Annotated in this window: 14 protein-coding genes; 3 read left to right on the top strand and 11 right to left on the bottom strand. The window is 28.5% G+C overall.

The genetic code is table 11. The annotated features are described in order from the left end of the window. Position 1: 1 nt before the first annotated feature. Together BLV71_RS10820 and BLV71_RS10815 are read right to left on the bottom strand one after the other, a co-directional pair. The gene (locus BLV71_RS10820; protein ID WP_093870564.1) at positions 2-349 is read right to left on the bottom strand and encodes a hypothetical protein; all 348 of its coding nucleotides are present in this window, start codon (positions 347-349) and stop codon (positions 2-4) included. A gap of 38 nt (positions 350-387) precedes the next feature. Beyond that, on the bottom strand, positions 388-894 hold the full coding sequence (locus BLV71_RS10815; protein ID WP_093870563.1) for a GbsR/MarR family transcriptional regulator: 507 nt from the start codon (positions 892-894) through the stop codon (positions 388-390). Positions 895-1,059: 165 nt separating this feature from the next. On the opposite strand from BLV71_RS10815, the gene BLV71_RS10810 reads away from it, so the two are divergent. Further along, on the top strand, positions 1,060-1,542 hold the full coding sequence (locus BLV71_RS10810) for an RNA polymerase sigma factor (RefSeq protein WP_093870562.1): 483 nt from the start codon (positions 1,060-1,062) through the stop codon (positions 1,540-1,542). After that, a complete protein-coding gene (locus tag BLV71_RS10805) occupies positions 1,526-2,143 on the top strand; it encodes a hypothetical protein (protein ID WP_093870561.1) in 618 nt (205 codons plus the stop codon). Before BLV71_RS10810 ends, BLV71_RS10805 begins: the two co-directional genes overlap by 17 nt. Before the next feature lie 69 nt (positions 2,144-2,212). On the opposite strand, the gene BLV71_RS10800 is transcribed toward BLV71_RS10805, so the two are convergent. Genes BLV71_RS10800 through BLV71_RS10790 form a run of 3 tightly spaced genes read right to left on the bottom strand, consistent with a single transcriptional unit; the run spans position 2,213 to position 4,105 of the window. Next, a complete protein-coding gene (locus tag BLV71_RS10800; protein ID WP_093870560.1) occupies positions 2,213-2,686 on the bottom strand; it encodes a DUF1203 domain-containing protein in 474 nt (157 codons plus the stop codon). Positions 2,687-2,700: 14 nt separating this feature from the next. Continuing rightward, positions 2,701-3,531 (bottom strand): bifunctional helix-turn-helix domain-containing protein/methylated-DNA--[protein]-cysteine S-methyltransferase, encoded by an 831-nt coding sequence (locus BLV71_RS10795; RefSeq protein ID WP_093870559.1) that lies wholly within the window; start codon positions 3,529-3,531, stop codon positions 2,701-2,703. 40 nt (positions 3,532-3,571) lie between these two features. After that, positions 3,572-4,105, bottom strand: a complete 534-nt coding sequence (locus tag BLV71_RS10790; RefSeq protein WP_093870558.1) for a DinB family protein — start codon at positions 4,103-4,105, stop codon at positions 3,572-3,574. Between the two features lie 113 nt (positions 4,106-4,218). On the opposite strand from BLV71_RS10790, the gene BLV71_RS10785 reads away from it, so the two are divergent. Beyond that, positions 4,219-4,911, top strand: a complete 693-nt coding sequence (locus BLV71_RS10785; RefSeq protein ID WP_093870557.1) for a 2OG-Fe(II) oxygenase — start codon at positions 4,219-4,221, stop codon at positions 4,909-4,911. An 11-nt stretch (positions 4,912-4,922) separates the two neighbouring features. Here the strand turns inward: BLV71_RS10785 and recQ are convergent, their stop codons facing one another. From recQ to trpC, 6 genes are all read right to left on the bottom strand, one after another. Then, entirely contained in the window at positions 4,923-7,031 is a 2,109-nt protein-coding gene (gene recQ, locus BLV71_RS10780; protein ID WP_093870556.1) for a DNA helicase RecQ, read from the bottom strand. Between the two features lie 78 nt (positions 7,032-7,109). Beyond that, positions 7,110-10,283: a S41 family peptidase gene (locus BLV71_RS10775; protein ID WP_093870555.1), complete on the bottom strand. Its 3,174-nt coding sequence runs from the start codon at positions 10,281-10,283 to the stop codon at positions 7,110-7,112. A gap of 64 nt (positions 10,284-10,347) precedes the next feature. Beyond that, positions 10,348-11,118, bottom strand: coding sequence for a tryptophan synthase subunit alpha (gene trpA / locus BLV71_RS10770; RefSeq protein ID WP_093870554.1), 771 nt, complete (start codon positions 11,116-11,118; stop codon positions 10,348-10,350). Between the two features lie 80 nt (positions 11,119-11,198). Beyond that, positions 11,199-12,377, bottom strand: coding sequence for a tryptophan synthase subunit beta (gene trpB, locus BLV71_RS10765; protein WP_093870553.1), 1,179 nt, complete (start codon positions 12,375-12,377; stop codon positions 11,199-11,201). 30 nt (positions 12,378-12,407) lie between these two features. Continuing rightward, positions 12,408-13,028, bottom strand: coding sequence for a phosphoribosylanthranilate isomerase (locus BLV71_RS10760; protein WP_093870552.1), 621 nt, complete (start codon positions 13,026-13,028; stop codon positions 12,408-12,410). Between the two features lies 1 nt (position 13,029). Then, positions 13,030-13,818 carry an indole-3-glycerol phosphate synthase TrpC gene (gene trpC / locus BLV71_RS10755; protein WP_093870551.1) on the bottom strand — a complete coding sequence of 263 codons (789 nt, stop codon included), beginning with the start codon at positions 13,816-13,818 and terminating at the stop codon, positions 13,030-13,032.

Below are 13,818 nucleotides of genomic sequence, written 5' to 3'. Positions count from 1 at the left end.
GTTATTTATTTTTTATTCTTAATGATTCTAAAAAGTATGAAAAGTATAAAGCAATTATCATTGGTAAAATAATATAGAGTATCACTCCTAAATAACCTCCTAAATTAACATCCATATCTATAATCCAAACCATTCCATACAATAGAACGACTAACCAATATATCATTAACTTATTCTTACTTTTTTTAGAAAAGTTTTTAATAAAAAAAAGTAATACAAAAGCTATTAGTAACTGATAAGCTCCTAGAATTACCTGTACAAGTAATCCCAAGTAAATAGTAAGGTACATTACTATAGTAGTTACAATTAATACTCTGTTTAGTTTTTTTAAAATATTTATATATTTCATATTTTCAGAAATTTTTGAAAGTTTATTTGTAAATTTTTTTATTTCTTTACCATTTTAGTAAAACTTGATAATAACCAATGTTCATCTGCTTTAATAGCTTTATCTAAAATTCCATTTACAGTATTTGTTACAGATGATAAATCTCCCATTAATTTTTTAAACTGTGTCGCCTCATCTGACTCCTCTTCTATATCATTCTTTAATTCATCTAAAACTTTAAGTACAGGCTCTACCTCTCTTCTTTTACGTTCTTTTGTAACTTGTTTAAATAATTCCCAAATATCTTTATCAGCCACAAAAAATTCTTTGCGCTCTCCTACTACAAATTCTTTACGAACAATCCCCCAATCAATTAATGCACGCACATTCATATTTACATTACCTCTTGAAATTTTAAGCATATCCATAATATCATCAGCTGATAGTGGCTCTGAAGAAACTAACAACAAAGCATGAACTTGTGCCATAGTTTTATTTATGCCCCAACTAGTTGCTAAACTTCCCCAAGTTTGAATGTATTTTATTTTAGCTTCTTGTAATTTCATACAACAAATATATAACAATTTTTAGAACTTTCAATAATTATTGAAAATAAAATATATCTCTATGGTAAAACAACTTTTTATTACAAGAAACATGTACTCTAAATATTTTTCGTATTATTTTGTAATATTTTTAATTCTCAATTTACTAATTAAGAAAATACAATTTTGAGTAACGATTTTTATATAACATCTATTCTACCGCATGCAGGAATAATTATAAAAATTTGCAGAGCATATACAGACTCTCAAGAAGATTTTGAAGATTATTATCAGGAAGCTTGTTTACAAATATGGAAGAGTAAAAATGCATTTCAAGAAAAATCAAAATGGTCTACTTGGATTTACCGAATAACATTAAATGTTTGTTTAACTTTAGTAAAGAAAAACAAAAAAAAAGAATATGATTTAAAATATCATGTAGATAAATCAGAAGAAAATAAAGCTTTTGAAAATGAAAATCTAAATTTATTATATGATGCAATTAAAAAACTTTCTGAACTTGATAGAGCTATCATCTTATTGCATTTAGAAGAAAACCCTTACAAAGAAATTGCCGAAATTATTGGAACTAGCGCTAACAATATTGCGGTACGTATAAACAGAATTAAAAAACAATTAAAAGATTTATTAGATGGAAAAATCAATTGAAAAAATATGGAATGATGCTTTTATAAATGAGCAATCATTAATAGCGCCTAAAATAAATGACTTATATAATCAAAAGTCAAAAACAGTTATAAATAAAATTAAGAGAACTTATGAAATTGACAACAAAGGTTTAATACCTATGGCAATTGTATTGGCTATAGTTATGTCATTTCTTTCTGAGGCGATTATTGGAATATATTCTTCATTATTAATAGTAGCTTTGTACCTATTTAATAAAAAACTATTAAATCAATTTAATACTATTGATGTAAAATCAGATAATCTAACTTATTTGAAAAATTATAGAAAAATTATTTCTTCTATAACTTCATCTACTAAAAAACTTTTTGTTTTTGCCATTCCAATGGCCGTTTTATCAATATTTTTAATTGCTTTTAGTATTAAAGAGAAAAGTTTTCTTTCAAAATTTATTAGTTCAGATACAACTTTTATTGAGTTCTTTGGTATTGGTTTACTAATCGCTATTTGTGTTTCTATTATAGGTATAATAGTTTTTACACTATCTACTAAAATTTTGTATTCAAGTCTTATCTCAAGACTAGATATAATAATTAAAGAAATGGAAGAATTAAAAGAGTAAAATTATATCCAACAAAAAGGTATTAGAAACTATTTGCTTACTAATACCTTTTATATATTTAAACTTGTTTTATAGAACTCTATTTACTTGACAGTTATAACAACCCGGATTGGCATTATGAACTTGTATATAACTAACTAAAGTATTGTTAAAAGTTTTCTTTATTTCTCTTTCCATCTCTCTCCTTTCAAGTATTTTAGCATCTATCATCATTCCGTTCTTATCATAAACCCTTACAGATTGTAATCGCTCAAAAAGTATTTGAGGTACTTCATTAATCTTTAAATTAACTTTTTTTGAATTCTTTCTAATAAAAATAGGACCACTTGCCTTATAGGGTGAATTCACATTGTGGTATTTAAAAGATAATAATAAAACTTCTTCTCCTATTTCTGCATCTTTAAGAGTAACTCTACATGGAAAACCTGGCTTTTCATCAACAGCTATTTTAACTATACCTTTTAGAAATAGTTCTTCTTTACTTAAGTTAAATAATTCATTAAAATTATTTTCAATTGCTTCTATTTTAAAATTGTTATTCATACTCTCAATTGTTATTACTCTAAATCGTTTAATTTAATTGATTCATAAGTATTAATTGCTATTTTTCTTTCAGTTCCCCATCTATAATTACCCATATTACCATCACTTTTAATAACCCTATGACAGGGTATTAAATAAGCTATTGGGTTTTTACCAATTGCGGTACCAACAGCTCTAACAGCTTTAGGCTTATTAATCATTACTGCAATGTTTTGATAAGCGAGTAAGTTAGATGAAGGTATTTGTAATAGTGCTTTCCATACTTGAATTTGAAATGGTGATCCTATTAAATCTAAACTAATTGGTGTATTAGGTATTTCCCATTGTTTAAAATATGATTGTAAAGACAATGCATTATTAAATGTTTTATTTATAAAAATAGCTTCTGAATATTCTTTTTTAAATTTATCTATACTTAAAAGATCAAATGAAAAACTACAAATACCAATTTCTGTTTCAGCTACTGTAGCCATTCCAAAAGGTGTTTCAATCTCTCCATAATATATTTTCAAATCCTTACCTCTTTTTTTAAAATCTCCAGGAGTACACGCTTCAATTTTAACAAATAAATCATGTAATCTACTATTTCCTGATAACCCAACACTATAAGAAGTTTCTAATGTACTCTGCCCTTTTCTTAAAGAACTTTTAGCTTTCTCAATTGTTAAATACTGAAGATAATCTTTAGGACTAATTCCAACCCACTTTTTAAAAACTCGCTGAAAATGGTACTTGCTCAAATTAACATGATTTGCAATTTCTTCTAGCGACGGCTGTTCGCTTCTAAATTTTTTAATAAAATAAATAGCCTTCGTAATTACATAAAAATGGTACTTGTTTTCCATACTACAAAGTTTAGTTTATTCTCTTCTTATTTCAATCCGATTATTGCTTGTTTAAGTATAAATCTTTAATTATTTTAATATGATGTAAATCGTGCCCTAGAATATGATATCCTAAAGCCCTTGCGCTCGCTTGGTTTCCATTTGCTACTCCTATACGTTTCAATGCTTTATCTGACAAACCTTTAAATAATGCTATTGTTGATAATCTTAATGCCTCATATTCTTCTAGAATACTTTCAATTGTTCTTTCTGAAGTATCTGAATTAAAATTATAATCTTCTTGTTCAAAACCAGGAAGGTTAGTTTTATCATTTCTAGCAAAAGAAAGAGCTCTATACCCATATATTCTTTCATCGTCAATTATATGGACCAAAACTTCCTTTACTGACCACTTATTTTCTGCATATTTAAAATCTAGTTTTTCGTTTGATAAATTATTAATTAGCCTTTTTGTTTGATGTAAACTTAATTTTAATTGTTCAATAAGACTTCCATCTTTTTTTACTAATTTCATATACATTTCAGCATAAGCTGGGTATTCATTAGGTAATGGAAACTCTATTTTTTTTATCATTTACTTAATTTTTAATAATTATACTTCACTTAATCTTGTTTAATTTTTAATCAAATTAAAATATTATTAACTATATATAATTTGAATAAATTTACACTAAATATAAATGGAATATGAAAGATAAAGAAAGTAGTTATAAAACGATTATTACACAAACGGATAACATATCATTGATAAAGTGTGGAGAAACAAAAGTTATGCGTATATCTCATTTTTTATCAAAAAAAAATAATGAGGTTCTTTATAATTCAATATGTAAAGAAGAAAAAAACTTTAAAAGCTATGAATTTCCAGGATCGGATACTAAAACATCAACATTTTTAGAACTAGGTTCAAAAAGCAATAATAATTTAATTGGTGCCTTAACTCAAAAAGCTTATAATACTCTTAATAAACAAATTATTAAACAACTTCCTTCTATATTTAACACACTTGACATCAATCCTTTTCCTGTTACAAAAATTCCTTTAACCTTTGTTAATTGTTCAGATGGTCATTATGGAGCCCCACACGCTGATTCAACAAATGGACAATACCAAATTTCAATTCTTTATTATTTCAATAGTATTCCTAAAGTATTTAAAGGTGGAGATCTTCAGGTATTCAAAACAGATACTAGCTCTCCAGAAGGATATAATACCCCCCCTCTTTTCACTATTGACTTTGAAAATAATTCACTAATCATGTTTGCATCAGAAACTTTCCATGGAATAACTAAAGTTAAATCAGACTCAGACGATTTTTCCGATGGTCGATTTATTGCAGTTGGATTTCTGAGTTCTCCTATTGGAAACAACATTAAATAATTAATTTAATATTATCTTTTTTTCTGCAAAATAGTTAACGCCACTCTAATTTGTTCATAAGGTACTTTTTCCTCTAAAAACTCAAAGTAAGGTTTTAAAGTCATTTCATTTTTTAATACCTTTTTGGCATTTGCAACCAACTTTATTACTTCAGGCGTAGTAAATTCATCTAAACTAACATCCTTTCCTTCTAAATATAACTTAGATAAATGTGAAAATATAGTAGCTGGCTTTAACTTTCGACTTTCCGCTATTTCTTCAATGGTAAAATCTTCCTTGTATAACTTATATGTCTCAAGAGTAGTATCCTTTTTAGTTTTCTTTTTTTCCTTTAAAAAATTTTTAATCTCTTCTATAAATTCACCTCCATATACTTCTAATTTTCGTTGCCCTACTCCACTTATAGTTAAAAACTCTTCATCTGTTCTAGGCCTTTCCCTCTCTATTTCTTTTAAAGTAGCATCATTAAAAACTAAATATGCGGCTATATTTTCTTCTTCTGCTATACGATAACGTAATTTTCTTAACCTTTCAAACAAAGTGTCTTTTATTGCTCTTTTTCTTGTTTTAGTAATTGTTGTTTTTTCTTCTTTTTTAATTTCTACTGGAGTAGTTAATTGTACTTTTTCTCCATTAAAAAGAACTTTTTTAGAAAAATCGGTTAATTGTAACGTATTGTTTAAATGAAATGCTATTTGACTATAACCTTGATTTACTAATTGAATTAAATAATGTTGCCAATCTTTCCAAGAAATATCATTTCCTACACCGTAAGTTTTTAAATACTGGTAATTTTTATCTAATACAGTAGCATTTTTTGCACCTCTTAGTACATCTATCACTGTACCCATTGCTTCTTTTTCACCTAATCTATAAATAGCCGATAGAGCTTTTTGTGCAATTACAGTACCGTCAAAAAACTGAGGTGGATTTTTACAAACATCACAGTTTCCACAATTATTTTCAATTAATTCGCCAAAATAACTAAGCAATATTTTTCTCCTACATACAGTAGCTTCTGCAAACTGTTTCATTCTATCTAATTTTGCTTCTTGTACTTCTTTATTCCCAGTATTTTCTATAAATTGTCGTAGTTGAATTACATCTGCATAACTATGAAATAATAATGCTTTTGCAGGTAAGCCATCTCTCCCAGAACGTCCTATTTCTTGATAATATCCTTCTATATTTTTAGGCATATTATAATGTATAACCCAACGTACGTTTGATTTATCTATTCCCATTCCAAAAGCTATTGTTGCACAAATAACTTCACAATTATCTTTAATAAAAGCTTCTTGTGTTTTTGCTCTTTCTTCAAATGGTAACCCTGCATGATATGCTTTCGCATCAATATTATTTTGTTTTAATTTATTAGCTAATTGTTCAGTAGTTTTTCTACTCAAACAATAAATAATACCCGCCTCGTTAGGCTTTTTATTTATAAATTTAATGATTTGTTGTACTCTATCATTTGCTGGTCTTACTTCTAAGCTAATATTCTCTCTATTAAAAGAACTTATATATTTAGTAGCATGAGAAATTGCTAGTTGTTTTAAAATATCTTCTTGAGTAGCTTTATCTGCTGTAGCAGTTAAAGCTACAATTGGAACACCTGGTAACGATTTTTTTAAAAAAGATAATTGTTTATAAGAAGGCCTAAAATCGTGTCCCCAAGCTGAAATACAATGAGCTTCATCAATAGCAATGCAACTTACATAGTTTTTATTTAAAATATTTTGTAATAACCCTAAACTCTCAGGAGCAACATATAACAATTTAATTTTCTTAGTAACTACCTCATCAAATACTTTTTCCTGTTCTTCTGTAGATTGGCTACTATTATAATATGATGCTGCAATTCCATTTGCTTTTAAACTATCTACTTGATCTTTCATTAAAGCTATTAATGGAGAAATAACAATAGTAATTCCTTCAAAAAATAAAGCAGGTAATTGAAAACAAATAGATTTTCCCCCTCCAGTAGGCATGATAACCAGAGTATCATTTTTAGCTAAAATATTTTCAATAATTTCTTGCTGTTGTAATCGAAAACTATCATATCCAAAATTAGATTTTAGTTTTTCTAACAATACTTGTTCTGCTATCTCGTGCTCCATAATCGCAAAAATAAGTATAAAAAAAAAACGAAGATGCAATATCTTCGTTTTAAAGTGTAGTAGGTTTTGAAATATTTTTTAAATATCATTTAATAATACTTCTACAGCTTTTTTAAGCTGCTCATCTTCTCCACGACTTTTCCATCCTGGAAAATTTTTAATTAAAAAGTCTGGTGTAGCTGGAGCTTCATTCTCCATATTTTTACCTGAATCTTTAACATACCATGCTCTAAAAGGCATTCTTATAAATCCGTTTTGTAATCCTCTACCTCCTGTAGATATTACGGCACCAAATGTTGGTTGTCCAACTAACTTACCTAATCCTAAGTTTTTAAATGCATGTGAAAATATTTCTGCATTCGAATAACTATTCTCATTACATAAAGCAACTACTGGTTTTGTATTTACAGATAAAATTGCTCTTTCATTAAATGGGTAATTCTTTGTGAATTTTGTGTGATTTTTTAAACTTTTTGTAGCTCCTCTTGGAACAGTGTATGCATGTTGTTTTACATTCAATACAGCCATTAAGCGATCAGTAGTCCAACCACCTCCATTATATCTAACATCAATTACAATTCCTTTTTTACCATACCCACTAGCTTTTAACTCACGTTCAAATCGTTCAAAACTAGTCATATTCATTCCTTGAATATGAATGTATCCTAACTTACCGTTTGAATACTTTTCTACTAATTTTTTACGTGAATTAACCCATTCTTCATACTGTAAATTTCTTAATGATCGTTGCGGTCTAAGTATAAGATCTTTTGAATTTGCTAATGTTAATAATATTTCGTTGTTTCTTGTATTTTTCATTAAACTATAAAAATTAGTTGTTTTACTAATTTCCTGTCCATTAACAGCAGTAATAACATCACCTACTTTTAATGTACTCTTAGTTTTATTTGCTACAGAATTTGGTAAAATATAATTTACGCGTACTCCTTTATTTGTGTTAGAAACATCTAAGCCTAACAAGCCTACATTATCACTTTTTATTTTTTCAGGATTTCCTGAACGGTATCCCATATGACTAGCATTCAATTGTCCTAATAGTAAATTATACATGTATGAAAAATCTTGCTGAGTAGTAGCTGATAAAACCCATGGCTTGTATTTTTTTACTAAAGAACTCCAATTATATCCATGAAATTCAGGATCATAAAAACCTGCAGTCAATGCACGGATTCCTTCATTAAAAACCTGCTCATTTTCTTTTTTAAAATTGGTAGTATAAGTAGCTGTATGTGGTAGAGATTTAATTTTATCAGATTTAGCGTTTAATTGTTTTAAACGACCAGATGCTGTAAAATAAATTTTCCCTTTAACTTCAGTAAAGTCACCCGCTCTTGCTGATCCTCTAATTGATTTAGGTTTACTACCGTCCCATTTTACTTTATATAAATTCCTTTTTTGAGTTCCAGGGTTAGTTGCCGAGAAATAAATAAATTTACTATCTGGGCTAAATACTACACTGTATTCATCATCAGATAACCAAGTTACTTGTACTAAACGATTATATATTTTGTTTTCATCTATTTTTACATTTACCTCCTTCTTTTTTGACTTTTTACTTTTCTTCCCTTTCTTTTTTGGAGTTTTCTTAGCTTTTTCTTTTTTATAATAGTCACCCTCTTCGTGATCTATTCTTGTTTTTTCCCAATCTTCTTTCTGTAACCAAACCATCCAAACGTCATAATTAATTCCACTTCTATTTGATAAAAAAGCTAATTTCTTTCCATCTGCACTCCACTTTGGACTCCTATCACTTCTTGGATGCATACTCACATTCATTTTTTTAGTTTTATCTTCAATTGATTGAATGTAAATTTCACTATCAAAATTTAAGTCTTCTTGTGAATATGCGATGTATTTACTATCAGGGCTCCACGATAAATCTTCAGCAGCTGACCAAATATCAGAATATATTTGTGAGTTTTTTATTGTTCCTTTTTTAATATCTCCAATCATTAAAGTTCCTCTTCCAACTTGATATGCTATTTTTTTTCTATTTGGAGATACTATAATATTTTCAATATCAGTTTTACTATTTGTTAGCTTAGATATTTTAATTTTCAAACTTCTATTTAATCCAACTAAGGTATCAGACGAAGTGGCACTATAAATTTCAAAATGTCCATCTCTATCAGAAATAAATAATACTGTTTTGTTATCTATCCATTGTGGTTGTTTGTCTCTAAACGAATGTTTACTTATATTGTTAGATCTTTTTTTATCTTTATTATTTTCCTTAACAAATATTTCACCGTTTATTTCTAATGCTACTTGTTTTGCATCAGGCGAAATTGCATAATTTCGAATATTACTACTTACTCTTTTTGTTTCTTCGGAGTAAAAACGATTATCTGAAGGTAATGATAATGCTAACTTCTTTCTATTACCATTTTCTATTTTATATGTGTCTACTCCTGAAACATATATAATACTTCCATTATTACTCACAGAAAAAGAACGAACTCCATTATTTTTTTGCTTAGTAATTGCTAATGCTACTCCTTCTTTTTTTCCTTCTGAAGAAATACGTTGTTTATATATATTATAACGACCACTTTTTGCGCCTATAAAGTACAAATTACCGGCAGCATCCCATACAGGGGAATGATCATTTTTATTACTTGTTGTTATTTGATGATATTTTTTAGTTTGAGTATTATAAATCCAAATATCTCTTTGAGCAGATCCTGAATAATCTTCTCTTGCTATTCTACATGCTCCTTTTACATAAGCTATCAATTTTCCATTTGGAGAAACTGAAGCCATGCTTCCATAAGCTGTTAATAATCGTTGCGGAGTTTCTCCTTTTTCATTTACTGAATATATTTGAGCATCCCATTCCGGTCCTGCAAATACTCTTTTAGTAGTAAATACAATATTTCCTTTTGTATTCCAACTTGTTGGTGTATTGGTTGTTGGGTAATATGTTAATTGCTTAGGTACTCCACCTGTTACTGGAATAGTAAAAACATTAGTATTACCAGCTCTGTTAGATGAAAAAGCTAACTCCTTTCCATTAGATTTCCACACTGGATTTCCTTCATACCCCTGATGTACAGTTAATCTATTAGCTTGTTTTGTAGAAAAATTATATACCCAGATATCTCCATAATAACTGAAAGCCATTTGAGAAGCATCTGGGCTAATTTTTGGTTGACGTATTAGCGTTGTTTGCGCCGCAATAATGCCCGTAAGCATTAAAGTAACTATTAATATTATTTTTTTAGTAAGCATAAGTTATAAATTATGCTACTAAATTACCTTATTAACCAATAATTTAATAATATTTAATAATACATTAACAATTCTTAACAGTTTTCACAAAACTTGCTATTCCGTTAATAGAATGTTTATCTAACTCTTTTATAAATGCAGAACCTATAATTGCTCCATTTGCATATCTACAAGCAGTTGTAAAAGTTTTATTATCTGAAATACCAAAGCCCACAATTAATTTACTTTTTAATTCCATTGCTTTTATTCTATTAAAATAAGCTACCTGTTTTTCAGAAACTTCACCTTTAGCCCCAGTTATTGATGCTGACGCCACTACATATATAAAAGTATCAGTTAAACTATCTATCTTTTTAATACGTTCTTGAGATGTATTAGGTGTTATTAAAAACACATTACTAATTCCATATTTTTTAAATAAATCTTGATAATGGTTCTCATATTCTACCATTGGTAAATCTGGAATGATAATAGTATCTATACCACAATCCTTTACTTTTTGACAGAAAGCTTCTTCTCCATATTTAATAATTTGATTTACATAGCCCATTAATACCAAAGGTGTTTTATTAGTATCTTTTATCGCTTCTAATTGTTCGAAAACTACATCTAGATTCATTCCATTATTTAAAGCAACAGAACTACTATGCTGAATGGTTGGTCCATCAGCTAATGGATCAGAGTAAGGTAACCCTACTTCTATAAAATCAACTCCATTAGCTTCCAACTCTTCAATTATTTTTGAAGTGTCATTAAGCTTAGGAAAGCCAGCTGTAAAGAAAATAGACAATAAGTCTTTATCTTTCTGATTAAATATATTTTGTATTGAATTCATTATATCTGTATATATTGTACCTATGAATAATATAATTTAGTTATCTTTTTAAAAATTTCTAGATTACATTTTTTTAGTTACTATTCTTCCAAATGTTTAATATATGTTTCTAAATCTTTGTCCCCTCTACCAGAAAGATTAATTACTATGGTTTGATCTTTTTTCAAATCCATTTTAGCTAATACTGCTAAAGCATGCGCAGTTTCCAACGCTGGTATAATTCCTTCTATTTTTGTTAGTTCATAAGCTGCATCTAATGCTTCTTTATCAGTAGCGTTCATAAACTTTGCTCGCTTAGTTTCATGTAAAAAAGCATGCAACGGACCAACACCAGGATAATCTAATCCTGCTGAAATTGAATATGGTTCTTCAATTTGCCCGTACTCATCCTGCATTAAAATAGTTTTACTTCCATGAATAACTCCTACTTCACCTAATTGAGAAGTTGCCGCACTTTCTCCTGAATCAACTCCTAAACCAGCTGCTTCAACAGCTATTAATTCTACTGATGAATCTTCTAAGTAATGATAAAAAGCCCCAGCAGCATTACTTCCTCCTCCAACACAAGCTATAATAGCATCTGGGTTTTCTTTCCCTGTTTGTTCTTTTAACTGTATTTTCATTTCTTCAGAAATCACTGCTTGCAATCGTGCTACCATATCAGGATATGGATGTGGCCCTACAACAGAACCAATTAAATAATAGGTATCTGGATGTTGAATCCAATAACGAATAGCTTCGTTGGTGGCATCTTTTAATGTTTTACTTCCACTGGTGGCAGGAATTACTTTAGCTCCTAGCATTTTCATTCGAGCTACATTTGGTGCTTGACGTTTAATGTCTATTTCTCCCATGAAAACAATACATTCTAACCCCATTAATGCACAAACTGTTGCTGATGCTACACCATGCTGTCCAGCACCTGTTTCTGCTATAATTTTAGTTTTACCTAATTGCTTTGCAATTAAAATTTGCCCAATTGTATTATTAACTTTATGGGCTCCTGTGTGATTTAAGTCTTCACGTTTTAAATAAATAGTAGCTCCATATTTTTCTGACAATCGCTTAGCTAAATACAAAGGACTTGGACGACCTACATAGTGTTTTAATAAATCTTTATACTCTTTTTGAAATGCTTCAGAATTAATAATATCTATATAATTATCTTCTAACTCTTTTACATTTGGATATAACAACTCAGGAACAAAAGCTCCTCCAAACTGCCCGTAATACCCATTTTCATCTGGTTGAAATTTCATTGTTGTTGTGTTGTTTATTTTAGTTATTAACTAAAATTTGTTTTTAAATTTCTTTAATTTATCTATTGATTTCTTTCCTGGTGCTGTTTCAAACTTGCTATTTACATCTAAAGCAACACAGTATTTTGCTTGTGGAGTTTTTAAAAATGCCTTTACATCGTTTACTTCTTCTAAACCTATTCCTCCACTTAATAAATATGGCTTTGTTGAGTTATATTTTTTTAATACACTCCAATTAAACGTTATTCCATTTCCTCCTCTTTCTTTTCCTTTAGTATCAAATAAAAAATAATCTACATACTCTTCATAAGGAAGTAAAGTTTTAAACTCAAATTCATTTTTAATTCCAAAAACTTTTATAATTTTTACTTTTGGTAAATGCTTCTTTAACTCTTTAATGTATGCTACAGATTCATCACCATGTAATTGAACAACTTCTAATTTATATTCTTCAATTAATGAAACCAATATTTCTAAATACTCATTTACAAATACTCCTACTTTTTTAATACTTTTAGGAATTTCAGGAATTATTCCTTCAAAATTTCTTTGAGATTTTTCATAAAAAATAAAGCCTAAATAGTCTGGATTAATTTCTACTACTTGCTTAATATTTTCTACATACTTCATTCCACAAACTTTCAGCTTCATACTATCGAATTTGACTAATAAACTCTTGACAAGCTTGCCCTGGATTTTCTGTTTTCATAAAGTTTTCTCCTATTAAAAAACCTTGAAATCCATATTCTTTTAATCCAGTAATAATTCTAGGGTCAGAAATTCCACTTTCAGATACCTTTACTGCACTTGAAGGTATTTGATTTGCCAACGCTATTGAGTGCTCTAAGTCTACCTCAAAAGTTTTTAAATTTCTATTATTGATTCCTATAATTTTATTGTCTAAATCACTAATTTTTTCTAAATCCTCCTGTGTATGAACCTCATATAAAACCTCTAAACCTAAGTCTGTTGCTAATTGTCCATAATTTTTTAGTTCTTGAGCAGTTAAACAAGTTGCTATTAAAAGTATAGCATCTGCTCCTATTGCTTTTGCTTCTACAATTTGAAACCCATCAACTACAAAATCTTTACGCAAAATTGGTTTTTGTTGATTTAATGTTCTTGCTTCCATTAAATCAGCCATTGTTCCCCCAAAAAACGATGTATCTGTTAATATAGACTGCGCAGCAACATTAGCATCTAAATATCCTTTTGTAACTTCTAATATTGTTGCTTTGTCATTAATTACCCCTTTTGATGGTGATTGCCTTTTAAACTCTGCTATAATACCAGTTGAAAAAGAATCTGTTAATGATTTTTTTAATGATAGTGGTGTGTTTTTAAAATTAGGACTTTCAACTAATTTTTTTACGGGAATTTCAGCCTTTATCTTGGCTACTTCCTTCTTCTTAAATGCTACTATTTTATCTAATATTGTCAT

The sequence above is a fragment of the Tenacibaculum sp. MAR_2010_89 genome, assembly GCF_900105985.1.
Lineage (GTDB): Bacteria > Bacteroidota > Bacteroidia > Flavobacteriales > Flavobacteriaceae > Polaribacter > Polaribacter halocynthiae.
This window is presented reverse-complemented; position numbering and strand designations above follow the sequence as displayed.

Bases quoted from the DNA above. Each gene is read 5' to 3' on its own strand.
- BLV71_RS10820 (WP_093870564.1), bottom strand. From the start codon at position 349: ATGAAATATATAAATATTTTAAAAAAACTAAACAGAGTATTAATTGTA.
- BLV71_RS10815 (WP_093870563.1), bottom strand. From the start codon at position 894: ATGAAATTACAAGAAGCTAAAATAAAATACATTCAAACTTGGGGAAGT.
- BLV71_RS10805 (WP_093870561.1), top strand. From the start codon at position 1,526: ATGGAAAAATCAATTGAAAAAATATGGAATGATGCTTTTATAAATGAG.
- BLV71_RS10800 (WP_093870560.1), bottom strand. From the start codon at position 2,686: ATGAATAACAATTTTAAAATAGAAGCAATTGAAAATAATTTTAATGAA.
- BLV71_RS10795 (WP_093870559.1), bottom strand. From the start codon at position 3,531: ATGGAAAACAAGTACCATTTTTATGTAATTACGAAGGCTATTTATTTT.
- BLV71_RS10790 (WP_093870558.1), bottom strand. From the start codon at position 4,105: ATGATAAAAAAAATAGAGTTTCCATTACCTAATGAATACCCAGCTTAT.
- BLV71_RS10785 (WP_093870557.1), top strand. From the start codon at position 4,219: ATGAAAGATAAAGAAAGTAGTTATAAAACGATTATTACACAAACGGAT.
- recQ (WP_093870556.1), bottom strand. From the start codon at position 7,031: ATGGAGCACGAGATAGCAGAACAAGTATTGTTAGAAAAACTAAAATCT.
- BLV71_RS10775 (WP_093870555.1), bottom strand. From the start codon at position 10,283: ATGCTTACTAAAAAAATAATATTAATAGTTACTTTAATGCTTACGGGC.
- trpA (WP_093870554.1), bottom strand. From the start codon at position 11,118: ATGAATTCAATACAAAATATATTTAATCAGAAAGATAAAGACTTATTG.
- trpB (WP_093870553.1), bottom strand. From the start codon at position 12,377: ATGAAATTTCAACCAGATGAAAATGGGTATTACGGGCAGTTTGGAGGA.
- BLV71_RS10760 (WP_093870552.1), bottom strand. From the start codon at position 13,028: ATGAAGCTGAAAGTTTGTGGAATGAAGTATGTAGAAAATATTAAGCAA.
- trpC (WP_093870551.1), bottom strand. From the start codon at position 13,818: ATGACAATATTAGATAAAATAGTAGCATTTAAGAAGAAGGAAGTAGCC.